The following is a 24895-nucleotide window of genomic DNA, read 5'->3' as shown; positions in this document are numbered from 1 at the left end:
ACGTTATTGCATTACTTCTTAGCAGCTGGTGCGCTTACTACTGCAGCAATCGCTTCTGTGTAAACCACTTTAACTTGGTCGTTTACAGCGATATCTTTCATCAAGTCAGGGTTCTGAACTTTAACTTTGAAGATGTTGCCTTGTGGGCCTTTTAAAGAAACGATATTTTTAGCTGCATCAATCGCTTCAATATTGGCGGTAGCAGTAACAGTGTTAGTAGTGATGATGCCGGGCTTATCGCCTTTTGGGGCAGTGGTAGTGCTAGTAGTAACTTGCTCACTAGTAGTGCCTGGATTTTTCACCTTAACCAACTCAATAGCAACAGCGAGTTCGTAAACAACGTCAAAACGATCCCCAACTTTAATTTCAGCAAAGTTCTTCACTTCAGGACCAGCAACAACAGTAGATTCACCGTCTTTATTTTTCAAAGTAACAGTGCGAGTTGCAGCATCAATCTTGATTACTTCGCCGTCATAAATGAGGGCAGCTTCTTGAGCAGCTACACCAGCGATAGGTGCTTTTGGCTTAGTGAGGAAAAGGTATGCGCCAACTGCGATAGCAGCAATGACGATAGCAATGATGATTTTTTTCATAATGATTTGGTCCTTAATATTGATCATGTGCAATACCCTATTGAAGGGGTAATGCGGTAATAGATAAAAGCTAATAAATAGCAATTCTGCCAATTGTATTACTCATATCAGTAATCAGAATGATTGTTGAGTCAACTGGATTCAATCTCTTTGCAATACTTGACTATTCTGCTTATCTATCAGGGTTAGATTGTCACACCAAAGGAGCATACTAATACCTGAAAGTAAGCAAACAAGGGGTAAGTATGTTATTTAAAAGATGGGCGGTATGTATTCTGGTTGGCTTAAGTTTCTCTACGATGGCAGCAACTCCACAGGACTTGTTGAAGTCTTATGAAGCTCAATCAGGTAAAGCTTCGCCTGCAAGAGGGGAGCAGTTTTTCAATGCCAAACATGGCAAAGAGTGGAGCTGTGCTTCCTGCCATGAAAATCCGCCCAATCACGACACCAAACATATTGTTACTGGCAAGGTCATTAAGCCATTAGCACCTAGCGCCAATCCTGCGAGATTCACTGATGAAGCTAAAGCTGAGAAGTGGTTTAAGCGTAACTGCAATGATGTGCTGGGTAGAGATTGCACTGCCCAAGAAAAAGCAGATGTGCTCTCTTGGTTAATGACTGTTAAATAAAACCCATCAATATGAAAAAAACTCTATTCATTGCCGCTTCCTTGCTACTAGCATCTTCACCTACGTTTGCCGCCAAAATGACGATGCCTGCTGATGCACCAGCTTCTTACGAAGCTGAGTGCGCAAGTTGCCATATGGCCTATCCGCCAGCACTATTAAGTGAGCAAAGCTGGAAAAACGTGATGTCTAGTTTGTCAAAACACTTTGGCACAGATGCCAGCGTGGATGCAAAGACTCAGGCTGAGCTTACGAACTGGTTAATTAAGAATGCAGCTACTCGTCAAAAATATAGCGAGACTGCCCCAGAAAATCGCATCACTAAAACTTCTTGGTTTATTCGTAAACATGATGAGGTGAGGCCGGATGTCTGGAAGAGGGCTGGGATTAAGAGTCCTGCCAACTGTAGCGCTTGTCACATTGATGCTGCTAATGGCATCTTCAGTGAGAAAAATATTAAGATTCCTGCAAAATGAATACACCTATAAACGACACGATTGGTGCGACTGGAAAAGTGAAGCAAGCAATTATGGTGTGGGATATGCCAGTGAGAGTGTTTCATTGGTTATTGGTGATTTGTTTTGCAGGTGCCTGGCTTACCTCAGAGAGTGAGCGACTGGCAATGATTCATTATGCATTTGGCTATACCGCGTGCTTACTCGTGCTGGTTCGATTGGTGTGGGGTGTCATTGGTACTCGCTACGCCAGATTTAGTCAGTTCCTCAAAAGTCCAAAAGCAGTCATTGAGCATTTCATGGCGATGTTGCGTGGTCATCCCCATCATGATGTTGGCCACAATCCTGCGGGTGGCTTAGTCATGTTTGTGTTGATGCTTCTGATTCTCTTAATTGGATTTACTGGTTACCTGACAGTTAAAGAATTTTTCGGTAATTTTGCATCTGAGATGCATGAAGCGGTTGCAAGCTTAGTTCTCGGCCTTGTGATCGTCCATATCATTGCCGCAATTGGAATGAGCGTTATTGAAAAGCAGAATCTGGTGCGATCTATGGTCACTGGCAAAAAGAAGGGCTTTCCAGAGCAGGGTATTCGATATCCGCAGTATCTGATTGGAGCTTTAGTTTTACTTGGCACCATCTACTTCTTCTATCTAATTCTTAGTGGTAGCTTGCCCAGCCTCACGCAGTAAATACCCAACTCGAGAGGGATGTAGTTCCTTGGCCCTGTCCCTCGTTGTACGATAGATAGTATGAAGCTTCTGATTGCCCTGTATTTCTTTATCCTGGCCATGATCCAGCTGGGTTTGTTATTGGGCATCTATCACTATCACCGATCCCAAAGTGAACTCAGACCCAATCCTTATTGGATGGGTTCATTAATATTGAATGTTCTTGCCCTAGTGATCTTTGGTGGTGGCGCCATGGTAATTCAGAGCGTTGAAAAGACTGAATTTAATTTCACCATCGCGAATTCGCTGTTTTATATTGCCGCCATTTTTCAGCTCTTATTTTGCAAATCACTGATTGGTCCAATTAGTAAGCGCCTGCAATATGGCTTTGCGTTATCCACTGTGGTTTTTATCCCGACTTTCGAGTTTCTTCGCATTTATGGAAACTACGAGATGCGCACCACGTTTATGTGCGTAATAGGGATCATATTTTTCTCTTGGCAAATTATGATGCTCAGGCGCAAGAGAAGTTTTGAGCCTTCTCAGCAGTTAATGTATATGCAATATGCAACTGCAGTTGAGTTATGTTTTTCCTTGGGCCGCCTGGGGGTTTTAGCTTCAACCGGTTTTACTATCAGCAAGATGGAGCAACTTCCGCAACTGCTGATATTGCTGACGGTTGGTCAGTTGGTCGTTAATACGCTTTCTTACATTGCAATTGGGGGTTATTGGGCTGAAAAAGTCGCCTTGGCAAACGCAAAATCAAAAAGTGAAAATGATGAAATTAAAGCCTTATTAATCGAGCGTGAGAATTTAATTTCGAATTTACTTAAAGCCAATAAAACTGCGGCAACAGGGGCTTTGTCAGCCTCTATGGCACATGAACTTAACCAGCCTTTGGGGGCATCGCAACTGAATATTCAGTTTCTACAGAAGAAGTTATCTGAGGGTCATTTGACTGCGGAGCAAAACCAAGAGATTCTGGCTGCGTTACTGGCTGATAACCAGCGCGCCACCAACATCATTCAATCGCTGCGCTCCATATTCTCTGATGGAAAGATTGGGGTAGAGCGTATTAATATTGTGGAGTTGATCGAGTCAATTCTCAAAATTACCAAGCCAGAAATTCAGGCGAAGAATATTCAAGTGGCTCTAGATCTGAGCTCAAGATCGGCAATCAATGTTAATCGTGGCGAGATTCAGCAAGTGCTTCTGAATCTCATTAATAACGCAATCCAGGCTCTTAGTGAATCCACTCGATCCTCTCGAATGCTCCGGATTGAGAGTCGAGATGTTTCTGGGGGGATTCAATTGCTTATCTCTGACAATGGCGGCGGCGTTCCGATTGATGCCCAGATGCACTTATTTGAATTACTCTCCAATAGCAACAAGCGTTCAGGTATGGGCTTAGGCTTATGGCTTTGCCAACACATTGTTTCTCGTCATGGTGGCCGCATTCGCTATGAAGATGCCCCTAGCGGTGGTGCTCAATTTACTGTTTTTTTGCCATCCACGCAGGAGTAGCTTACTAGCTATAGGGCTAATTGCCCAAAGACAGTCGATTCTTTATATTCGATAAGTACTTTTTTACCAATATTTGCATTAGCTCAAGGCCCCCATGAAAACCCACTTAACCCTGATTACTGCATCTATCGCACTAATTTCTGGAAACGCTGTTTTTGCAGCAGGCGGAGGTGGAGTTGTTGCTGACCCAGGTGCAATGCAAGGCAAGCACTTTGACGCTAAGGGTAAGGCGCCATCAACCTATACGGTAGAGTTACAAAACGGTTTGCGCAAAGCTCTTCCGTTTGAAGATAAGCGTGATTTTGAGGAATCTAAGAGGGGGTTTATTGCGGCACCGGCCTATAAAACCATCATGGCTGATGCAGGAAATGTGGCGTGGGATATGGGTAGTTACGAGTTCCTATTGCAAGGCAAGGATTTCGATAGCGTCCATCCATCCTTGCAGCGCCAGGCGATTCTCAATATGGGTTATGGCTTGTACGAAGTCGTCCCCGGAAAAATCTATCAAGTTCGCGGCTTTGATTTATCGAATATTAGCTTTATTAAAACCAATACCGGTTGGATTGTCTTTGATCCATTGACCTCAAAAGAGACTGCCAGAGCAGCTTTGGAGTTGGTGAATGAGAAGTTAGGCAAGCGCCCAGTAGTAGCAGTGGTCTACTCACATTCACATGCTGACCACTTTGGTGGTGTGCGTGGTGTAGTGGATGAGGCGGATGTGAAGAGTGGCAAAGTGAAGATTATTGCCCCAGCCGGCTTCATGGATCACGCAGTTGCAGAGAACGTATACGCGGGCAATGCCATGACACGCCGCTTGTATTTCCAGTACGGCGTTTTATTGCCGCGCAGCCCATTTGGTCACGTTGACCAATCGATTGGTAAAAATACCGCAGCAGGAAACCTCGGTTTAATCGAGCCAACCATTCTCATTAATGAGCCATTTGAAAAAATGACAGTGGATGGCGTGGAGATGGAATTCCAAAATACGCCGGGTACAGAGGCGCCTGCAGAGATGAATACCTACTTCCCGCAGATGAAGGCTTTCTGGGCCGCTGAAAATATTACTGGCACCATCCATAACATCTATACCTTACGTGGCGCTCTAGTACGTGATGCTTTGGCATGGTCTAAGAATATTAACAATGCCTTATATCGCTATGGCAATGAAGCGCAGGTGATGTTTGCCTCCCATTCTTGGCCGCGCTGGGGTAATGATCGCGTGCAAGAAGTGATGCGCACGCAACGTGATAGTTATGCACACTTGAACAATGAGGTTCTTCATTTGGCGAACAATGGTGTAACGATCAATGAAGTGCATAACGTCTACAAGCAACCAGAGAGCTTAAAGTCCCAATGGGCAGCACATAGCTACCACGGTTCAGAGGAGCACAACAGCCGTGCAGTGATTAATCGTTACTTGGGTTACTGGGATGCTAATCCTGCTACCTTGATTCCGCTTTCGCCAAAAGATTCTGCGCCGCTGTATGTAGAGATGATGGGCGGCTCTGCCAAGATCATGGCCAAAGGTAAGCAACTTTATAAGCAGGGTAAGTATCGCGAAGCAATGGAGATCGTAAATAAATTAGTTTACGCAGAGCCAAACAATACCGCTGCTAAAGATTTGCTCGCAGATATTTTTGAGCAAATTGGCTATCAAAAAGAAAGTCCTAGTGTGCGTAACAGCTTCTTGGGTGCTGCCTACGAGTTGCGTCACGGCATGCCTTCTGGAGCATCACCAAAGACCAATGGCCCTGACATGATCAGAGCAATGACTACAGAGCTTTGGCTCAATGCTTTGGCCATCAGCATGGATAGCAAAAAAGCTGCCGGCATGAAGTTTATTATTAACTTGAACACTCCTGATAACGGCGAGAAGTTTGTGGTTGAGATGAGTAATTCTGCGCTGACCAATATCAAGGGTTACCAGGATAAAAATCCAAATTTGACTATCACCGTCAATCGCAGTGATTTAGAAAAAGTCATGGGCGGTCAAACTACTTTTGAAAAACTGCAAGCTGAAGGAAAAGCCAAGTTCGAAGGTGATCGCAAGGCATTTGATCAATTGCGAAGCACAATGACTGCCTTTACCCCGGACTTTGAGTTGATGCCGGGTACAAAGGCTAAAAAAGCTCCGCCAGCTCAACCAATCAAAGACCCGTTTGAGGCTCCTCCGATTGCGAACTCAGATGGCGCTTAACTTAAGTCAAGTGATAGATGTGTATTAAAAAATGGGCTCCTTGGAGCCCATTTCTTTTGCCTGCAAGAGATCAATTCCTTAGGCCGCAAAAGCGCCACCGTCTTCAAGCGCCTTCAGTTCGCTTCCAGCAATACCCAATTCTTGAAGCACCTCATCAGTGTGCTCACCAAGCAAAGGGGGGTGGCGCGTAACTTGTTGTGGTGTACCCATCATCTTGACTGCAAAGCCAATATTGGGAACTTTGCCCTCGATTGGATGATCAATCTCCATGCGCATTTTCCGGTGCTGACCATGCTCGCTATCAAAAGCTTCGGGGTAGGTATTGATCGGCCCAGCCGGGATGCCTGCCGCCAGGAGGAGGTCAACCCATTCCTCGCTGGTTTTGGTGACAAAGGTCTTCTCAAGTTCGGCCGCCAACATTAAGCGATTGGCTAGGCGTAAGGGATTGGTGACAAACAACGGATCTTCAAATAATTCTGGGCGACCAATTTTGTCGCAGAGGAGTTTCCAGAGCTTTTGATTGGTGGCGCCCATCACAAAGTAGCCATCAGAGGCTTTCATGGCCTGATAGGGCGCGCTCATGTGATTGGCAGTACCTAACTTGTATGGCTCAACGCCCGTGCCCCAATACTGCGCCGTATCCCAAATCGAGAATGCTAATGCAGAGTCAAACAGGGAAGCATCAATAAACTGACCTTCACCAGATTTGGTTTTACCAATATAGGCGGACAAAATTCCATAGACCGCAAAGAGGGCGCAACCAATATCTGCTACCGGAACACCCGCTTTTACAGGGGGACCATCCGGATAGCCTGTTACGCTCATGACGCCAGACATCGCTTGTGCCATCAGATCAAAACCAGGGCGATCTGCCCATGGACCCGTTTGCCCAAATCCAGAGATGCTGGCATAAACCAATCCTGGGTTAATGTCTTTCAACGAAGGGTAATCAATGCCCAATTTTTTCATCACACCTGGGCGATAGTTTTCAACGAGGATGTCTGCGGTTTTAACCAGCTCAAAAAATACCTTTTTTCCGGCTTCCGTTTTCAGATTGAGGGTTACGCTACGCTTATTGCGATTCATGTTCAGAAAGCCCATGCTGTCCGAACCCTTCATCTTGAATCCCATTGCCCCACGAGTCTGGTCTCCAGTGCCTGGAGGTTCAATTTTGATGACATCAGCACCCAAGTCCGCAAGCAACATGCAGCAGTAGGGGCCCGCCATAACTTGACTCACGTCAAGAATTCGAACTCCCGCTAGGGGTAAAGGCTTACCGGTAGGTGTTTTCATCATTGTCTCAATTGTTTTTATATGTTTATATTGTTCTGCTAAATACTAGCCTTGAATATAAAACAAAAAATGGAGACCGTATGATCAATCAATCCCCTAAAAGGATTTTGCGCAGATTCGCTTTTTTGGCCCTAGGTATTTGTAGTGCATTGCCATTTTCCGCGAGTGCGCAACAGGCCTTCCCAACCAAACCGATTCGTTTAATTGTCGGTTTTGCTCCTGGTGGCGGCACTGATATTGTGGCTCGTGCTATTGCTCCAAAAATGAGTGAGATTTTGGGCCAAAGCGTCATCATTGAAAATAAATCTGGGGCTGCAGGAACGATTGGTGCGGACCTGGTTGCTAAATCTAATCCAGATGGCTACACATTATTGATGGGACATTCCAACTCGAATGCGATTTCTCCATTTGTGCTGAAGAATGTTCCTTACAACCCAGCGACAGACTTTACGCCGATTACCTATTTAGGTTATGTGCCAAACGTGTTGGTTGTTAAATCTTCTCTTCCGGTGAACTCCGTAGCGCAGTTGATTTCACTGGCTAAGCAGAATCCAGGTCAGATGACTTATGGCTCATCCGGTATTGGTAGTACGCAACATCTCGCCGGCGCCTTGTTCTCCAAGATCGCTGGTGTAGAAATGAATCACGTTCCTTATAAAGGAAGCGGCCAAGCGATTGTGGACTTATTAGGCGGTCAAATCACAATGAACTTTGATACCTTGCCACCAAACTTGCAGCAGATTCGTCAGGGCAATTTAAAGGCTTTGGCAATTTCTACTCCAAAGCGATTGGCATTGTTACCTAACGTACCTACATTTAACGAAGTAGGCATCGTTGGATTTGATGTCACCAATTGGTACTCTGTGATGGGGCCAAAAGGCATGGATCCAGCGGTGGTGAATAGGATCGACCAGGCAGTCAAAGCGGCTACGAACGATCCAGAGATTAAGAAAACATTGGATGCCCAGGGTCTGCAGCCAGAAGGTCCAGCAACACCAGCTGCTTTCAGCCTGTTCTTAGCGGGTGAGCTAGCAAAGTATCAGCGCTTGGTGAAGAGTCTGAACATCAAGTCTGAATAATTTCTAGAATCAGCTTATTCAGTTATAGTATTTACAGACCCTCTCTCTTGAATGAGGGAGGGTTTTTTATTTCATGACAGCAGAAAATAACTCCACTCCAGAACGTATTGCCGAGGTTCGCTTAGAACTTCGCAATGATGTTGCATACATCATCTTTGATCACGTTGCCGCCCGCAATGCAATGACGGTAGGGATGTATCAGAGTCTGAAATCCATTTGTGAAGATTTGGCTAAGAACCCTAAGGCCAAGGTTGCTATCTTGCGTGGTGCTGGAGGCAAGTCCTTTGTCTCTGGAAGTGATATCGCTCAGTTCTCCGGCTTTACGTCCGGTGAGGACGGGATTTCTTATGAAGAGGGTATCGATCAATATTTAGCCCCCTTGGCAACATTGCCTATCCCGACGATTGCGGTGATTGATGGCATGGCGGTTGGTGGAGGTCTTGCAATTGCCAGTTGTTGCGATTTCAGAATCTCCACACCAGATGCCCGCTTTGGAGTTCCGATTGCAAAAACTCTGGGCAATTGTTTATCTGCCGGCAATGTTGCTTGGCTCGTCGCGCATCTAGGTGTCAATATCGTAAAGCGTATGTTGCTATTGGCTGAACTGGTTACTGCACCCGAGTTATTGAAACAGGGCTATCTCCTAGCCACTTATCCAGCCGAAAATCTTGAGCTTGGGGCTAATCAATTGGCTGAACGCTTAATGAAATTAGCCCCCATTACACAAAAATCTACCAAGTTGACTTTAGCTAGATTGATTAAAAATAACTTACCGGACTGCAGTGATCTCATTCGGGAATGTTATGGCAGTGAAGATTTTAAGAATGGTGTTTCCGCATTCTTAGATGGGAAACCACCTGTCTGGACTGGAAAGTAATCCAAGTCCGCAAACACCCATCTTTAGACTTATAAGAACATCTCTTGCAGATTATTGAGATAGCGCAAACCTTGTTCAGTGGCCTTGAGTTTGTTTGGATTCAGATCTAACAAACCTTTTTTGCTAGCTTCTTCCAATCCTTTTGAAACTACATTTAGCGGTAAGCCGGTACGCTCGCTAAAGGTGATGGTGTCAACGCCATCTGTCAGGCGCAATGTATTGAGCATGAATTCAAATGGAAGATCTTTAGCGGGAATCTCTCTTGCTTCAATTAATGCATTGCCTTTGCTTTCCATTGCCTGCATATAGGTTTCTGGATGACGCTCCCGCACTTGGCGGGTAATTTTGTCTGGGAAGGAAATCTTTCCGTGCGCGCCTGCGCCAATTCCGATGTAATCCCCAAAGCGCCAGTAGTTGAGATTGTGTTTGCACTCCTGATCTTTTTTAGCGTACGCAGATACTTCATAGCGCCGATAACCTGCAGTCTCTAATAGCGCCAAGTTCTGTTCAAAGATGGCATCTATCTCATCTTCGTTTGGCAGCTTCGGAGGAAAGTTTGCAAAATAGGTATTGGGCTCTAGCGTGAGGTTATAGAAAGATAGGTGCGGTGTCTTAAACGAGAGCGCAGTTTCAATATCGGCTTTAGCTGCTTCCAAAGTTTGATTCGGTAAGCCAAACATCAAATCCAGATTGACGGATTTAAAGTGTTGCAAAGCAATCGCAATCGCGCGCTTAGCTTCTTCACCATTATGAATACGTCCCAATGCTTTGAGTTGCTGATCTTGAAAACTCTGAATGCCTAAAGAGACGCGATTGATGCCTGCTTTAGCAAAGCCAGCAAACTTCTCCGCTTCAACTGAGCCGGGATTAGCTTCCATGGTGATTTCACAATCAGGCTCTAAGTTCACGCGCGCTCGAATGGCTGAAAGCAATTCGTTCATGCCATTAGCGGACATCAAGCTCGGAGTGCCGCCACCAATAAAGATGCTATGTACTTGACGACCCCAGATGCGAGGTAGTTCTGTCTCAAGATCAGCAATGAGGGCCTTGATATAGCGCGCTTCATCAAATCCCTGAGAGGCTTTTGCGCCTGCATCTGCATTACCAACACCATCTTTAATTTGATGCGAGTTGAAATCACAATAAGGGCACTTCTTTTCACACCACGGAAAATGAATATACAAAGATAACGGGGGAAGGGCAGTGAGTTTTGGCTGGGTTGCCAAAACCGGATTAAGCGGATTGAGCACGGCTTTGAAGTTCGGCGATGAGTTCGCGCAATGCTTGACCACGATGGCTGATGAGATTTTTCTCAGAAGGCTCTAGTTCTGCGGCTGTATTGCCAAGTTCAGGTAAAAAGAAGTGGGGGTCATAACCAAAGCCATGGGCACCTTTGGCGTCATCAATGATTTGGCCATACCAGCGAGTTTGCACAATCAGCGGCTCTGGATCATTGGCGCTATTGACCATGACGAGGGCGCAAACGTAATGCGCCCCACGATCGGCTTTACCTTGTAAGGATGCAATCAGCTTTTGGTTGTTAGCTGCACTATCTCCATCAACGCCTGCATAGCGTGCCGAGTAAACTCCTGGTGCCCCATCTAATGCATGAGCACAAATTCCTGAATCATCAGCAAGTGCGGGCAAGCCGCTGGCAGCACTGGCATGACGTGCCTTAGTAAGCGCATTCTCAACAAAAGTATGGTGCGGCTCTTCTGCTGAAGGAATGCCTAACTCGCCTTGAGGGATGACCTGAAATAGAAAAGGCGCTAAGAGTTCCTGAAACTCCCGAACCTTGCCGGCATTGTTAGAGGCGAGAACGAGTTTTTGCACCATCTACCTTTAATCTTTTATTTAAACGCTTCTTTTTGGAGTTGCGTTAAGTCCGCAATACCTTGTTCTGCTAAATCAAGCAGTGCATTTAATTCAGCGCGTGAGAAGGCAGCGCCTTCAGCTGTGCCTTGCACTTCAATCATGCCGCCTTTGCCTGTCATAACGACATTCATGTCGGTATCGCAAGAAGAATCTTCTGGATAATCTAAATCGAGCACGGGGACGCCTTGATAGATGCCAACAGAAATCGCTGCAACACTATCAATAATTGGGTCGGCCTTGAGTGCACCACTTTGCAGGAGGGTATTAATTGCATCGCGTGCTGCTACATAGGCGCCAGTAATTGATGCAGTTCTTGTTCCGCCATCAGCCTGCAAGACATCGCAATCTAAATGGATAGTTCTTTCACCCAAGACTTTTAGATCAAAGACGCTGCGCATTGCACGACCGATCAAGCGCTGAATCTCTTGTGTGCGTCCAGATTGTTTGCCGCGCGCTGCTTCACGATCGCTACGGGTATGGGTAGAGCGGGGGAGCATGCCGTATTCAGCGGTAACCCAACCTTCACCAGAGCCTTTTTTATGCGGAGGCACTTTTTCTAGAACGCTGGCTGTACAGAGCACCTTGGTGTCACCAAAGGCAATCAGGACTGAGCCTTCCGCATGCTTGGTAAAGGCACGGCTGATGCTCACAGGGCGTAATTGCGTAGGGGTGCGGCCACTAGGGCGGGTGATGTTGTGCTGAGTCATGGGGTGTGGTCCTAAAGATCTACAATGTCCATATGATATCGAGCATGACTGGTTATGGCAGCGCTTCTCGTCAAGTCTCCCTAGGAGCTGGCGTTGTAGCTGATCTGCAAGTGGAATGTCGGGCTGTTAATAGCCGCTTTCTGGATTTGGGCTTTCGTCTTCCGGACGAGTGTCGCGGGGCTGAGCCTGCCTTACGAGAGATGGCTACTCAAAGCCTTTCTCGGGGTAAGGTTGAGTTTCGGGCTGCCTGGCGTGTTAATTCGGGTGCCGCTGGGGCTGCAAAAGCTAACCCCCATGCCTTAGGTGCCTTGAACAAGGATCGCTTGGATGCCCTCTATACACTTCAAGAGCATGCTCAAGTAGCCTTTCCCAATGCTGAAGCATTGCGTATCGCTGATATTTTGCGCTGGCCCGGAATTGTTTCTGAGCCTAGAGGTGAAGAAGAGGGCTGGATTGCTGCGACCGTAGAAGCGGGCCGCGCTGCTTTGGCTGCGCTAATGGATAGTCGCCACACAGAAGGTAAAGCCTTGGTCACAGTACTCACCAATATCACTAGCAAGATGCGTGAGATTGTTAAGGTGATTGAGCCTAAGGTTCCTGTCTATGTAGCCCAGTATCAAGAGAAACTGACTGAGCGTCTGGCAGAAGCATTGGCTGCACAAGAACAAGGTAAAAGTAGTGGGTCTGGTACTGAGTTGATGGAGCGTATTCGTCAAGAAGTTGTTCTCTACGCAGTTCGCATCGATGTGGCGGAAGAGTTTGCTCGCCTCAAGACACATCTTCAGGTGGTAGATACTGCGCTTGCAGGCAAAGGGCCGGTAGGTAAGCGTTTAGATTTCTTGATGCAAGAGTTGAACCGTGAGGCCAATACCTTAAGCTCCAAATCCGTTTCAGAAGAATGCACGCAAGCTGCTTTAGAGCTCAAGCTCTTAATTGAGCAGATGCGTGAACAAGTGCAAAATTTAGAGTAACTGTTACTTACACAAATTATTATGGCCAGCCCCAAACCTAAAGCTAACTTATCTCCTGCCTACCAAGGCAGTATGTTGATGATCGTTGCCCCATCAGGCGCTGGCAAATCTTCTTTGGTGAACGCTTTACTGCAAGAAGATGCAGCACTCAAGCTCTCCCTTTCAACCACAACGCGTGCACCAAGGCCAGGTGAGGTAGATGGCAAAGACTATCGCTTTATCAAAAGAGAAGAATTTATAGTTGAACGCGATCAGGGTAATTTCTTGGAGCATGCAGAAGTGCACGGCAATTTTTACGGCACCTCCAAAGCCTGGATCGAAACCCAGATGAAAACCGGGCGCGATGTGATGCTCGAAATCGACTGGCAGGGTGCCCAGCAAATTCGTCAAATCATTCCGGAAGTGCAGTGGATCTTCATCTTCCCTCCTTCATTTGAGGCTCTAGAGGAGCGCTTGCGCAAACGAGGGCAGGATGATGAGGCAACCATTCAGAGAAGGTTAGCTGCAGCTCATTTAGAGCTCCAGCATGCCCATGAGGCAGATTTCATTGTCATCAACGACGATTTTGAGCAGGCCTTAATTGATTTACGCCATGTGGTGGCAGCCAGCCGCCTGCGCTCAGGGCCGATTATGGCTCGCAACCCTGCGCTTTTAAGGCGTCTTGGGGTCTAATCAGTTATCCTATAGGTATTGAAGCTAAATTTAAGTGAGTTCAGCATGGCCCGTATTACTGTAGAAGATTGTCTAAAAACTATCCCAAATCGTTTTGAGCTGGTATTGGCCGCGACTTATCGCGCACGTCAATTGGTTCAAGGTCACTCCCCACGTGTTGAGTCCAGAGATAAAGCAACTGTTGTTGCGTTGCGTGAAGTTGCTGCTGGTGTAACTGACCGTGACATGTTGACCAAAGTACCTTTGTAATACAGGGGTTCCGTTGTGGAGCTCCCCTTAGGCGACCCAAACACATCGGAATCCAAAGGCCAGGTCTCGCCTAAAGAGACTGTTAAGAGCGATAAGTCTTCCATCATCGCCACCTTGTTGGCTCAGTCGAGCCGACATTTATTTGGCCCTACCTCTGCGCCAACATTACCTTTAAAACATCAAGTTGTTTCTATTGATGGCCTCATTTCTAAATTGGGCTATCTCAAGCCTGATGAAGTGAATCTCATCAAGCAGGCTTTTCATTTTGCTGATGCTGCTCATCTCGGTCAGTATCGTCATAGTGGCGAGCCTTATATTACCCATCCCGTAGCGGTAGCTGAACTCTGTGCCACTTGGCGCTTAGATGCCTCCTCCATCATGGCAGCCTTACTGCACGATGTGATTGAAGACACAGGTTGCACTCAAGCTGACCTAGTCGGCAAGTTTGGCAGCAAAGTAGCTGAGCTGGTTGAGGGATTAACTAAGCTCGATAAGTTGGAATTCCAGAGCCATGCTGAGGCGCAGGCTGAAAGCTTCCGCAAGATGTTTATGGCGATGGCGCGAGATGTGCGCGTCATTTTGGTGAAGCTAGCTGATCGTACACACAACATGCGCACCCTCGATGCCGTCCCAATGGAAAAGCGTCGCAGAGTAGCCGCTGAAACGATTGAGATCTACGCACCGATTGCGCACCGTCTCGGCCTCAATATTATTTACCGCGACTTACAAGATCTCAGTTTCCGTTACTCCATGCCAATGCGCTTCAGAGTGATTGAAGGTGCAGTAAAGCGGGCGCGTGGTAATCGCAAAGAAATGGTCGAGAAGATTTTGCAAAATGCCCGGATGGCATTTGCAAAAGCCGATCTCGAGGTTGATCTGCAAGGTCGAGAAAAAACCCTCTTTAGTATTTACAACAAAATGCGTAGTAAGCACTTGAGTTTTTCTCAGGTACTTGATGTCTACGCCTTCAGGGTCACCGTGCATTCGATTGACGAGTGCTATCGTGCTCTCGGAATTTTGCATGCACTCTATAAACCAATGCCAGGCAAGTTTAAGGATTACATTGCAATTCCTAAGCTCAATGGTTATCAATCTCTACACACCACACTATTAGGCCCATCTGGTGTGCCGGTAGAGTTTCAGATACGTACGAGTGATATGCACGCAGTTGCTGAGGCAGGCGTTGCTGCCCACTGGGCTTATAAAGATGGCACGCCAGATATGAGCGAGGTACAAAACCGCGCGCATCAATGGTTGCAATCTTTAATTGATATTCAGGATAGCAGTGGAGATTCACAAGAATTCTTGGAGCACGTCAAAATTGATTTGTTCCCGGATGCGGTTTATGTCTTCACTCCAAAAGGGCAGATCAGGGCCTTGCCACGTGGCGCTACCGCTTTAGACTTTGCTTACTCAATTCATAGTGATGTAGGTAACACTTGTGTGGCTGTGAAGATTAATGGCATGCAGTTACCTTTGCGCAGTGAGCTTAAGAATAGCGATATTGTCGAAGTAGTGACATCAGCCAACTCTCAGCCTAATCCAGGTTGGTTGGCATTTGTTCGAACCGGTAAAGCGCGTGCCTCCATTCGTCATTCGCTCAAAACCAAACACTATGCTGAGTCTCTGCAATTGGGTGAACGTCTCTTGGCTAGTGCCTTGCGTCAGCAGGGCGTTGATGCAGGATTGCTGTCACCAGAGATCTGGGAAAAGTTACTGCATTGGACTGGCGATAAAACGCGCGAAGAAGCCTGTGTCAATATTGCCTTGGGTCGTAGATCCCCTCAAGAGCTAGCCATTCGCTTAAAGATTTTGATTGATGATGAAGGTGGCTCAGAGCAAATGCGCTTGGGCGCGGCCGATTGGGTTTCGCCTCAGCAAGAAATCACTTCACATCACCATCAGCGTCAGGCTATTTTGGTTGATGGACGCGAAGGTAACTCGATTAGTTTTCAAACTTGCTGTCATCCGATTCCAGGCGACAACATTATTGGTTACCTCGGTAAGGGTGAGGGCTTACAGGTTCATACGAATGACTGCCCAGTAGCCCTTCGAATGCTCTCCAAGGATAGTGATAAGTGGGTTGAGGTTGAGTGGGGCAAAGAGGTCAACCGAGAGTTTGAAGTGGATCTTGCAATCGATACGCGCCAAGGTAAGGGTGTATTAGCAAGAGTGGCAAGCAGTGTGACTGCTGCTGACTCCAACATCATGAACGTGTCGATGGATGATCGCTACAAAGAAGATGCCGTCACCATTCGGTTTACGATCCAAGTATCAGATCGCTTGCACCTTTCCAAGGTGATGCGTAGCTTACGTACCAATCACGATGTGATGCGCGTGACCCGGGTGCGGGTTAGCTAAATTCTTTTAAGTCCAATTACAGGTACTGGACGTCTAGGATTTCAATCTCGCTAGGCCCAGTAGGGGTTTGAATTTTGACGCAATCTCCTACACGTGCTTTGATTAAGGCCTTGGCAATCGGCGAGACCCAGCTGACATGACCCAAATCCAAGTCGACCTCATCAACCCCCACAATCGTGATGGTTGTCTCGTTACCCGCCTCTGGACCCTCTAGGCTGGCATAGGTGACGGTAGCCCCAAAAAAGACCTGCTCGGCATCGGCATCCCCCGATTTTCGGGCTTGGTTATCGACTACTACGGCAAATTCAAGGCGCTGATTTAGGAAGCGAATTCGGCGATCTATCTCCCGAAGCCGCTTTTTTCCATAGATATAGTCCCCATTTTCAGAGCGGTCGCCATTGGAGGCTGCCCAGTGAACAACCTTGACAACCTCAGGCCGATCAAGGTTCAGGAGCTGTAAAAGCTCACTTTTGATACGCTCGTGGCCAGCGGGTGTGATGTAGTTCTTCTCTTCCATGGCATAATTATGGCTGTTGCGGCTGTAGCTCAGCTGGATAGAGTACTTGGCTACGAACCAAGGGGTCGTGGGTTCAATTCCTGCCAGCCGCACCAACCCATACGGGGCCTAGTTGAAAAACTGGGCCCTTTTTTCTTTTTAGCCATTTCATAGTGCATTCATTCAAATCCCTTATAGTTTGCTTATGGCCCTTTCAGACGCTAATTCCGCGATTTCAACAGCCCCAGTAGCCATCTGGGCGCAAACTGACGCAACCCATGCTCAAGTTACCTTGAGTGGCGCTGTCAATGTGTATTCCTTGGCGGGCGTGTGGACTGATATTCGTCAAAAGCAAAGTCTTTGGCTGGGGCAGGGAAATGCTCAAGGCCGCTCACTGGTTTTTGATGCATCGAAAGTGAGTTCTCTAGATGGATCTGCTTTTGCATTCCTGATTGATGTTGAAGAAGCTCAGAAAAAGGCAGGGGGTCTATTTGATATTCAGGGCCTTGATCCAAAGTATCAGCCGCTCTTGCGTGAATTCGATCCGATTGATAATTTATTTCCAACACCTACAGCGAAGCCAAAAACCGGTTTTGTTGTTAGCGCAGGAATGGCTGCTCAAGATCTCATAGATGATGGCCGTGGACTCATTACTTTTGTTGGTCATCTATCTGCGGACTTAGTGTGGTCGATTCGAAATATCAAGCAAGTGCGTTGGGGTGATTTTGTGAATGCCGCAGTAGAGGCTGGTATCTCTGCTTTACCCATCGTTGGCCTGGTTGCTTTTTTAATTGGTGTGATTCTTTCTTTTCAAGCTGCTATTGGTATGCAGCAGTTTGGCGCCGTTTCATTTGTAGGACCGCTCGCCGCTCTGGGTATCGTGCGCGAGATGGGGCCGCTGATTACTGCAATCTTGCTCGCCGGCCGCTCATCCGCTGCGTTCGCAGCTGAGATCGGTACGATGACTGTGAATAGTGAAGTGGATGCGTTGGTTACTGGTGGCTTAAGCCCGATTCGTTTTTTAGTGGTGCCTAGAGTACTAGCAGGAATATTAGTGGCTCCGATCTTGACCTTGTTTGCCGACATTGTCAGCATTTTTTCTTCCATGTTGACGATGCAGATTTATGGCATCCCCTTTATTAATTTTTATAACGGCATGTTAGCTGCCGTGGATGTTGAAGATGTTTTATCTGGCCTAGTGAAAGCTACTTTATTTGGTGTGGTGGTTTCTGCGATGGGTTGTTTGCGTGGCATGCAGACAGGTACTGGGGCAGCTGCTGTAGGTATCTCCGCTACCCGCGCGGTAGTGAGCAGTATTGTCATGATCGTTTTAGTGGACGGCATCTTTGCATACATCTCTTACAGGACGGGATTCTGATGGATGCTCTTGATAACGCAATTGATGTTCAAAATCTTACTGTGGGCTATGGCTCAAAAGTACTGCTGCAAAATCTCAATTTCTCGGTCAAGAACGGCGAGATCTTTGTGATCTTGGGCGGTTCAGGTTGTGGTAAATCCAGTCTCCTAAAGAATTTATTCGGTCTATATGAGCCGCTCTCTGGAGATGTGTTGATCGAAGGTCAAAACATTACTACCTCCCAAGGCGCTGAGCGTCAAAAAATCATGACCAGCTTTGGGGTGATGTACCAACAGGGCGCCTTATTCGGCTCCATGAATTTGCTCGATAACGTGACACTCTTTATGGAGGAGTACACCCAGCTGACCAGGGATCAAATGAATCTATTGGCCCGTTGCAAGCTGGATTTAGTGGGCTTACTCCCATACGAAACGTATATGCCCAGCGAGATTAGTGGCGGCATGCAAAAGCGGGCTGCCATTGCACGCGCTATGGCGCTAGATCCAAAGATATTATTTTTAGACGAGCCATCAGCAGGTCTCGATCCCATTACATCGGCCGATCTGGATAGTACGATTTTGGATCTCTCAAAAAACTTGGGGTTTACCTTTGTGATCGTCTCTCACGAGTTGGCGAGCATTTATTCCATCGCCGATAAGGTCATCATGTTGGATAAGGACGCTAAGGGCATTATTGCTGAGGGCGATCCCAAAGTTCTTAGAGATACCAGTAAAGATCCCCGAGTGCATCAATTCTTTAATCGCATTATGAGCAAGGACGCAGCATGAGTAATAACTCCAATCCCAATTATTTCCGCCTAGGCATTTTTGTCTTGGCGGCAATCGGTGCACTGCTCACCATAATCTTGATCTTTGGCTCAGGCCAGCTCTTTAAAAAGTCATTCATGGTGGAAACCTACATTAAGCAATCGGTGACTGGTCTGGATGCTGGTGCTGCTGTTCGCTTTCGAGGGGTAAAGATTGGTCAGGTAACTTCGATAGACTTGTCGGGCGATGTCTATGAAAAAGAGGTGCCAATGCCAGAGCGTCGTGAATATGTTGTGGTGCGGATGCAAATTTTTGGAGATAAGATTGAGTTGAGCCATTTGCAAACTTATCTAAAGGATAACCTGCGGGCACGTATCCGATCCATGGGAATTACTGGTGTGAATTACGTAGAATTGGATTTCTATACAAGCGCATCTCAATACACCCCACTGCCGTATTCATGGGAGCCAGAATATCCAGTTGTTCCTTCCATGCCTAACCAGGCGGATGAGATTATTTCTGGAATTCAAAAACTCATCAGCGCATTAAATGGAATGGATGTCGATGGAACTCAGAAGAAATTTGATGCACTCTTAGGTAATCTGAATAAATTAATGGCGGGTGATGGAAAAGACAACTCTGGTCTCATTACTTCGGTTAAGGATCTAAACGTGCTTTTGGATCGTATTGCCAAGGTGACGGATAAAGATCAGCTTAATATTTTGATGCGCGAATTGGTTGCCACTATGGTTTCCTTGCGTCAAACGGTTACTAGCGTTCAAGGCGACACCACTGCCACCCTAGAGAATATCCGTCAGGCAAGTGAACAGTTAAATGAATTTACTCGGGTCGCGAGTCAATCACCTTCAAGCTTGATTTGGGGTGAGCCACCCGCAAGAATTACACCTCCAATGAATGGAGCTCAGAAATGATGCCAATGAAAACTCAGGTGATGAAAAACTCACGCCTCTCTAAGTTCACTGCTGTAGCATTCATTGTGCTTGCTTTAAGCGCCTGTTCTTTACCTAAAAGACCGGCACTAGAAACAACTAGTTGGATGGTAGCTCCAGAACGCACAGGCGCCCCTTATAAGCCGCGCACAGATGTTTGGCTGAAGATGGGTTCGGTCTCAACAGCACCTCCTTTTGATGGAAAGTCTTTGGTTTATCGCTTGGGTGACCAACGCTATGAAAAGGATTTCTACAATATTTATTCTGCACTGCCTAATGAAATGGTCAGTAATGCGACCCGTCAGTGGCTCAATAACGCCCAGATCTTTTCTATGACGGTGGGGCAGGGCAATAGCTTCTTTCCGTATTACATCTTGCAGACATCTGTAGAGGAGTTCTATGGTGACTATCGAGTTCGACCTGAGGCCGTAGTTACCGTCGAGTTTTTCCTGACTGCAACAGATCCTCAAAAACGCAATCCTGTCATTGGCAAAAATCGCTATAGCAAGAGAGTTGCCCTTAAAGACAATACGCCTCAGGCTTTAGCACTGGGTCAGCAAGAGGCCTTGGCACAAATTCTCAAAGAGTATGAGGTAGTGCTTTATAAGTACGCTGGTAATTTACCTCCGCCTTTAGGGCAGTAGCGAGCCTGGATGTGGTGATATCGATAAAAAAATAAAAAAGATGGAGAAGACATGGATTTAGGACTCAAAGGTAAAGTGGCCTTAGTAATGGCATCTAGTCGTGGTTTAGGTCAAGCAATGGCCGTTTCATTGGCTCGCGAAGGCGTCAAGGTGGCGGTGACTGGGCGTAATGCTGAGGGTCTAAAAAAATCCGTGGAGTTAATTGAGGCTGCTGGCGGTAAAGCATTGGCTTTAAGCTGGGACTTATCGGATAGCTCAGTGATTGATGCACTAGTTACCAAAGTGGAGCAAGAGCTCGGACCGATTGATATTCTGATTAATAACACTGGCGGACCGCCTCCAACCCTAGCTACTGGGCAAGACCCCGCACTATGGCAAAAGAGTTTTAACGATATGGTCTTGTCGCTTATCAGTATTACTGACCGAGTCCTTCCAGGAATGCGTCAACGTAAATGGGGTCGCATCATTACGAGCACCACTTCAGGCGCGATTGCCCCAATCAAAAACTTGGCAATTTCTAATACCTTACGCGCGGCATTGCTAGCTTGGTCTAAAACCTTGGCAGCAGAAGTGGCTGCCGAAGGAATTACTGTAAATGTCATCATGCCGGGTCGTGTAGCAACGGATCGCTTACGTCAATTGGATGAAGCACGTGCCCAACGTGAAAATGTTAGCTACGATTCTGTTGTGCAGGCTAGCTTAAAACAGATACCGATGGGTCGTTACGGTAATCCTCAAGAATACGGCGACACTGCCGCATTTTTGGCCAGCCAAAGTGCGTCCTTTATCACTGGGTCGGTGATCCGGGTTGATGGTGGTCAGATTCAGGCAATTTAATCTCCGTGTTGGCAAGCTTTCTTCGGACTGTTAAGCGAGACCTTCGATCTAGTGAGCTGGCAGCACTACTAGTTGCGCTGACGCTCTCTGTAGCGGCCCTGTCTAGTGTCAGCTTCTTAGCGGACCGAATGCAGCGGGCTTTTGAGTTTGATGCTCGCCAACTCCTGGCTGCAGATCTGTTGCTAGTAGCTGATCTGCCTTTACCTGAGCGTTTTATTCAAGAGGCCAAGGAGCGGGAGCTCAGTTCTGCCCAAACGGTTGTCTTTCCGAGTATGGCTACAGTTGGCTCTCAAAGTAAGCTGGCATCTTTGAAGGCGGTAAGTACTTCATATCCCTTACGTGGGTCCTTACAAGTGTCACCGCAACAAGTCAACTCAACACCACCAGGTGGTTCAGTTTGGGCGGATCCTGCAATGCTTAGTGCACTGCAAGCCAAAGTTGGCAATCAGATGTCCTTGGGAGATAAAACCTTCCTAATTAGTGGCATCTTGGAGCGTGAGCTCGATCGGGGTGCTGGTTTTATGAACTTTGCGCCACGCGTCATGATGTCGCTTGAAGATTTACCTGCAACGGGTCTTATTGGCTTGGGTAGCCGTGTGACCTATCGTCTGCTACTGGCGGGAAGCGATCAAGCTATTTCTGCTTATGAAAAGTGGGCTACGCAATGGATTGAGTCCGAAGGCCTAAGAGGAATGCGCATTGAGACCTTGGAAAATGCCCAGCCTGTCATGCGTAAAACTTTAGAGCGGGCAGAGCGCTTTTTATCTTTAGTTGCTTTACTGACTGCAATGGTGGCTGCAGTCGCGATTGCATTATCGGCGCGTCGTTATGTTTTGAAGCAAGCGGATGTTTGCGCTGTCATGAAATGCCTTGGCGCAAGCCAAAAGACGATTCTGCTAAATCAAATAAAAGTATTGGGTGCTTTGTGCTTATTGGCTACCATCATGGGATCTACCATTGCATACGGTGTACAAGAGGTCTTGATTCGTATTTTAGGTAACTTGGTATTTGCCAATTTACCTTCGCTGTCCCTCTGGCCCTTGGCCTGGAGTGTTTTATTTTCCTCTTGCTTGTTGATTGGTTTTGCTGGGCCACCTCTATTGAGTTTGGTCATGATTTCACCGGTGCGACTCATTCGGAAGGAGCTGGGCTCAGTAAACATCAAAGTACTCTGGGTAGCGCTTTTTGGGCTTATGACTTGTCTCGCCTTAATTGCGATTGCAGCGCAAGACTGGAAGCTGGCCTCTTGGGTTGCTGCTAGCTTTGGCGCTGCTGTTGCACTCTTTACTCTGGTCTCATGGGGTTCGTTGCGCATACTCAATATTTTGCTTGTTAAGTGGGGTGCTCAGAACTTTGCTCTGCGTTTTGCATTGACTGCACAAGCACGACGCTCAGGATTTGCAGTCATGCAAATTACCGCTCTAGGTATTGCCCTGATGGCCTTGCTGCTGATTCTCTTGCTTAGGCAGGACTTGTTATCTACGTGGCAAGGAAACATTCCGGTCGATGCTCCTAATCGCTTCATGATTAATGTTCAGGAAGATCAAAAGCCAAGCATTACTCAGTCACTACTCGATGCGGGTGTAGCAAAGCCGAGCTTTAGCCCGATGGTTCGCGCACGTTTAGTTGAAGTCAATGGAAAGACCATTGGCCCTAATGATTATGTGGATGAAAATGCCCGTCGCTTGGTAGATCGAGAATTCAATCTCTCTTATACCGAGCAATTACCTGAGGGCAATCGCATTACTTCTGGAAAATGGATTGACGGTAGTGCACCGCAAGTTTCTTTGGAGGCGGGGATTGCGAAAACCTTGAAGTTAAAACTGGGTGATCAGATGACCTTTGAACTCGCCGGTGAAAAAGTAACTGCACCAATTACTTCTTTGCGTAAGTTGGACTGGAGTTCGATGAAGGTGAATTTCTTCGTCATCATGCCGCCTGCCATGCTTGAGCAAATGCCGCAATCCTGGATTACTTCTTATTACCAAGACGCTGCAATTGAGGGCTTGGACTACCGGCTTGCACAGGCTTATCCTAATCTGACCATTGTTGATGTGGCGACCTCATTGCGGCAAATACAAGATGTATTGGATCGACTATCTTCCGTGCTGGGTCTATTGTTTGCTTTCACAATCGCAGCAGCAATTTTGGTGCTAGTTGCTGCAATTGCAGCAACGCAAGACGAGCGCTTTAGAAGTGCAGCCTTGCTCAAGGCGGTAGGTGCATCGCGCGCCTTGCTGAGAAAGATTGCTTTAGCCGAACTCTTAATCATTGGGGTGCTAGCAGGTGCATTGGCTGGACTAGCTGCTGGAATGGCCGCATGGGCGCTTGGTCGTTTTATATTGGAGATTGAGTTCAATGCATTCGCCCAGTCTTTGGCGATGGGAATTTCCTTTGGAGTAGTTGCTTGTCTCTTGGCGGGTTTTCGTTTTCAGAGAAAAATTCAAACCGCTACCGCAATGGAGTGCTTGCGCGAGATCTAGGGCTCACGCATTCTCGTGTTTACGAGAGTGTCACCAAGTTCTTTGGTAATTCCACTAAACGGGTTCTGGCAAAACGGTCTGGTAGGCTTTGGCGCAGAAGAGGGCTAACGCGATCTAAGTAAATGCTCAATGGCCACAGTAATAAAGCAACTGTGAAAAGCATTTCAATAATCTGCCACTTCTGGAGCCCAAAGAGCCATTGCAGCAGGACGCAAGGCACAAGCCACAGAGATCCATAGACATAGCGCCAGACTGCCTGCTTTCGAGTGAGGTTGTAACCTCCCGGACCAATCATGCGAACGCGCCATGTTTGCATTGCCAGCGTCTGACCAGACTTAGTCCAATACCAAACAAAGTAAATGCCTAGGATGGTATATAGATAGAGAAAGGTTAGCCAGCTTGGTAGGGCAAATCCAAACAGAATGCCTAGGCCCAAATTGGGAACTAGGAAAGTCAGCGCGATGACGCCTAATAGAACTAATTGCTCGTAGAGACCACAGGAGACTCTCCGCCAAAATTGTGGAGCAGGGAGCGCGTTTAATTCGGCGGGGGTAATCACAGCTTGGGGATTCTCAGGGATTGCTTGAAGTGCTATCCGGGCTTACGCTCGGAGCCGGAGCATCTGGAGTCGGGCTGCTACTTGCTGGCAGGGTTGGCGCCAGATTGGACTTCTGTGTAATAGGGTGTTGTTGCAATGTAGGTGCACTCGCAGCTGTCGGCTTTTTCTTATTCACCTCTGCTTGAGCTAATTTCTTTTTCTGCTCATCACTCAGTTTTTGATACGCACTCCAAGCCTCTGCTTTTTTCTCTGCAGGGAACTTGAGGCTGCTGAGGTAATTTTCTCGCGCGATACGACGATCTTTTTGAGAGAGGTTGGACCAGCTTGTCATGCGAGACTGAAGTCGCTGTTGATCGCCCTCACTCATCTTTGGATAGAGGTTGGCAACCTGTATCCATTTCTTGCGACTATCTGGGAGCATGTAATCCCAATCGCTTTCCAGTGGTGCCAAGATTTTTTGTTGTGCAGGCTTCAGACCTTCCCATGTGCCATCCGGCTTTTTCTCTGGAGTGCCAGTGGTTTTACCATGGGCAGCTGGAGCTGTTTGAGCAAACACATCTGAACTTTGCACTGATCCAAATGCGCCAATTGACAACATCATGCTGATGCTGAGTAAGGCGCTTAAAGATCGTGGGTTGTTCAGCATTCGCTA

General features: G+C 47.1%; 25 protein-coding genes and 1 tRNA gene. 18 read left to right on the top strand and 8 right to left on the bottom strand.

Annotated elements, in window-relative coordinates:
• Positions 1–11: 11 nt before the first annotated feature.
• A complete protein-coding gene (locus ICN30_RS01480) occupies positions 12–593 on the bottom strand; it encodes a hypothetical protein (protein WP_216229330.1) in 582 nt (193 codons plus the stop codon).
• A 245-nt stretch (positions 594–838) separates the two neighbouring features.
• Between ICN30_RS01480 and ICN30_RS01475 the strand changes: the two genes are divergently transcribed.
• The 5 genes from ICN30_RS01475 (at position 839) to ICN30_RS01455 (ending at position 6066) form a co-directional block, all read left to right on the top strand.
• Positions 839–1222: a DUF1924 domain-containing protein gene (locus tag ICN30_RS01475; protein WP_216229331.1), complete on the top strand. Its 384-nt coding sequence runs from the start codon at positions 839–841 to the stop codon at positions 1220–1222.
• 11 nt (positions 1223–1233) lie between these two features.
• The gene (locus ICN30_RS01470) at positions 1234–1695 is read left to right on the top strand and encodes a diheme cytochrome c (RefSeq protein WP_255533030.1); all 462 of its coding nucleotides are present in this window, start codon (positions 1234–1236) and stop codon (positions 1693–1695) included.
• A complete protein-coding gene (locus ICN30_RS01465) occupies positions 1692–2366 on the top strand; it encodes a cytochrome b/b6 domain-containing protein (protein WP_216229332.1) in 675 nt (224 codons plus the stop codon). Before ICN30_RS01470 ends, ICN30_RS01465 begins: the two co-directional genes overlap by 4 nt.
• Before the next feature lie 60 nt (positions 2367–2426).
• Positions 2427–3869: a sensor histidine kinase gene (locus ICN30_RS01460; protein ID WP_216272744.1), complete on the top strand. Its 1443-nt coding sequence runs from the start codon at positions 2427–2429 to the stop codon at positions 3867–3869.
• Between the two features lie 94 nt (positions 3870–3963).
• Positions 3964–6066: an alkyl/aryl-sulfatase gene (locus ICN30_RS01455; RefSeq protein WP_216272741.1), complete on the top strand. Its 2103-nt coding sequence runs from the start codon at positions 3964–3966 to the stop codon at positions 6064–6066.
• A gap of 78 nt (positions 6067–6144) precedes the next feature.
• Here ICN30_RS01455 and ICN30_RS01450 read toward each other — a convergent pair whose 3' ends face one another.
• Entirely contained in the window at positions 6145–7359 is a 1215-nt protein-coding gene (locus ICN30_RS01450; protein ID WP_255533028.1) for a CaiB/BaiF CoA-transferase family protein, read from the bottom strand.
• Between the two features lie 80 nt (positions 7360–7439).
• Here ICN30_RS01450 and ICN30_RS01445 point away from each other — a divergent pair, with 80 nt between their 5' ends.
• Positions 7440–8438: a tripartite tricarboxylate transporter substrate binding protein gene (locus ICN30_RS01445; RefSeq protein ID WP_216272738.1), complete on the top strand. Its 999-nt coding sequence runs from the start codon at positions 7440–7442 to the stop codon at positions 8436–8438.
• A gap of 73 nt (positions 8439–8511) precedes the next feature.
• Positions 8512–9315 (top strand): enoyl-CoA hydratase/isomerase family protein, encoded by an 804-nt coding sequence (locus ICN30_RS01440; protein ID WP_216272736.1) that lies wholly within the window; start codon positions 8512–8514, stop codon positions 9313–9315.
• A gap of 29 nt (positions 9316–9344) precedes the next feature.
• On the opposite strand, the gene hemW is transcribed toward ICN30_RS01440, so the two are convergent.
• From hemW to rph, 3 genes are read right to left on the bottom strand one after another with little or no spacing between them, the layout of a single operon-like run.
• Positions 9345–10565 (bottom strand): radical SAM family heme chaperone HemW, encoded by a 1221-nt coding sequence (gene hemW, locus ICN30_RS01435; protein ID WP_216272733.1) that lies wholly within the window; start codon positions 10563–10565, stop codon positions 9345–9347.
• Positions 10549–11148, bottom strand: a complete 600-nt coding sequence (rdgB, locus tag ICN30_RS01430) for an RdgB/HAM1 family non-canonical purine NTP pyrophosphatase (RefSeq protein WP_216229439.1) — start codon at positions 11146–11148, stop codon at positions 10549–10551. Before rdgB ends, hemW begins: the two co-directional genes overlap by 17 nt.
• Positions 11149–11165: 17 nt before the next feature.
• Entirely contained in the window at positions 11166–11897 is a 732-nt protein-coding gene (gene rph, locus ICN30_RS01425; protein ID WP_216229339.1) for a ribonuclease PH, read from the bottom strand.
• 32 nt (positions 11898–11929) lie between these two features.
• Here rph and ICN30_RS01420 point away from each other — a divergent pair, with 32 nt between their 5' ends.
• The 4 genes from ICN30_RS01420 to ICN30_RS01405 are packed head-to-tail and all read left to right on the top strand — an operon-like array spanning position 11930 to position 16150.
• Positions 11930–12868: a YicC/YloC family endoribonuclease gene (locus tag ICN30_RS01420; RefSeq protein WP_216229340.1), complete on the top strand. Its 939-nt coding sequence runs from the start codon at positions 11930–11932 to the stop codon at positions 12866–12868.
• A gap of 21 nt (positions 12869–12889) precedes the next feature.
• Entirely contained in the window at positions 12890–13540 is a 651-nt protein-coding gene (gene gmk / locus ICN30_RS01415; protein ID WP_216224870.1) for a guanylate kinase, read from the top strand.
• 45 nt (positions 13541–13585) lie between these two features.
• Complete coding sequence (rpoZ, locus tag ICN30_RS01410) at positions 13586–13789, top strand: DNA-directed RNA polymerase subunit omega (protein ID WP_011902918.1); 204 nt, start codon at positions 13586–13588, stop codon at positions 13787–13789.
• Between the two features lie 15 nt (positions 13790–13804).
• Positions 13805–16150 carry a bifunctional (p)ppGpp synthetase/guanosine-3',5'-bis(diphosphate) 3'-pyrophosphohydrolase gene (locus ICN30_RS01405; protein WP_370626570.1) on the top strand — a complete coding sequence of 782 codons (2346 nt, stop codon included), beginning with the start codon at positions 13805–13807 and terminating at the stop codon, positions 16148–16150.
• Positions 16151–16166: 16 nt separating this feature from the next.
• Here the strand turns inward: ICN30_RS01405 and greB are convergent, their stop codons facing one another.
• Positions 16167–16667 carry a transcription elongation factor GreB gene (gene greB / locus ICN30_RS01400; RefSeq protein WP_216272732.1) on the bottom strand — a complete coding sequence of 167 codons (501 nt, stop codon included), beginning with the start codon at positions 16665–16667 and terminating at the stop codon, positions 16167–16169.
• 18 nt (positions 16668–16685) lie between these two features.
• On the opposite strand from greB, the gene ICN30_RS01395 reads away from it, so the two are divergent.
• The 7 genes from ICN30_RS01395 (at position 16686) to ICN30_RS01365 (ending at position 23684) form a co-directional block, all read left to right on the top strand.
• Positions 16686–16762 (top strand) — tRNA-Arg (locus ICN30_RS01395).
• A gap of 89 nt (positions 16763–16851) precedes the next feature.
• Positions 16852–18024: an ABC transporter permease gene (locus tag ICN30_RS01390; protein ID WP_216272730.1), complete on the top strand. Its 1173-nt coding sequence runs from the start codon at positions 16852–16854 to the stop codon at positions 18022–18024.
• Positions 18024–18791, top strand: a complete 768-nt coding sequence (locus ICN30_RS01385; protein WP_216229343.1) for an ABC transporter ATP-binding protein — start codon at positions 18024–18026, stop codon at positions 18789–18791. The genes ICN30_RS01390 and ICN30_RS01385 overlap by 1 nt, the downstream gene beginning before the upstream one ends.
• Positions 18788–19702, top strand: coding sequence for an MlaD family protein (locus tag ICN30_RS01380; RefSeq protein WP_216229344.1), 915 nt, complete (start codon positions 18788–18790; stop codon positions 19700–19702). Before ICN30_RS01385 ends, ICN30_RS01380 begins: the two co-directional genes overlap by 4 nt.
• Positions 19699–20364 (top strand): membrane integrity-associated transporter subunit PqiC, encoded by a 666-nt coding sequence (locus tag ICN30_RS01375; protein ID WP_255533027.1) that lies wholly within the window; start codon positions 19699–19701, stop codon positions 20362–20364. Before ICN30_RS01380 ends, ICN30_RS01375 begins: the two co-directional genes overlap by 4 nt.
• A gap of 51 nt (positions 20365–20415) precedes the next feature.
• Entirely contained in the window at positions 20416–21201 is a 786-nt protein-coding gene (locus ICN30_RS01370; protein WP_216272728.1) for an SDR family oxidoreductase, read from the top strand.
• Between the two features lie 5 nt (positions 21202–21206).
• On the top strand, positions 21207–23684 hold the full coding sequence (locus tag ICN30_RS01365; RefSeq protein ID WP_370626569.1) for an ABC transporter permease: 2478 nt from the start codon (positions 21207–21209) through the stop codon (positions 23682–23684).
• A gap of 19 nt (positions 23685–23703) precedes the next feature.
• Here the strand turns inward: ICN30_RS01365 and ICN30_RS01360 are convergent, their stop codons facing one another.
• The gene (locus ICN30_RS01360; RefSeq protein WP_370626568.1) at positions 23704–24243 is read right to left on the bottom strand and encodes an RDD family protein; all 540 of its coding nucleotides are present in this window, start codon (positions 24241–24243) and stop codon (positions 23704–23706) included.
• A gap of 13 nt (positions 24244–24256) precedes the next feature.
• Positions 24257–24889, bottom strand: a complete 633-nt coding sequence (locus ICN30_RS01355; RefSeq protein ID WP_216272726.1) for a DUF3106 domain-containing protein — start codon at positions 24887–24889, stop codon at positions 24257–24259.
• Positions 24890–24895 lie beyond the last annotated feature (6 nt).

The sequence above is a fragment of the Polynucleobacter sp. 31A-FELB genome (genome assembly GCF_018882405.1).
Lineage (GTDB): Bacteria > Pseudomonadota > Gammaproteobacteria > Burkholderiales > Burkholderiaceae > Polynucleobacter.
Note: the sequence above shows the minus strand (reverse complement) of the source record. Positions and strands in the feature narration are given on the sequence as shown.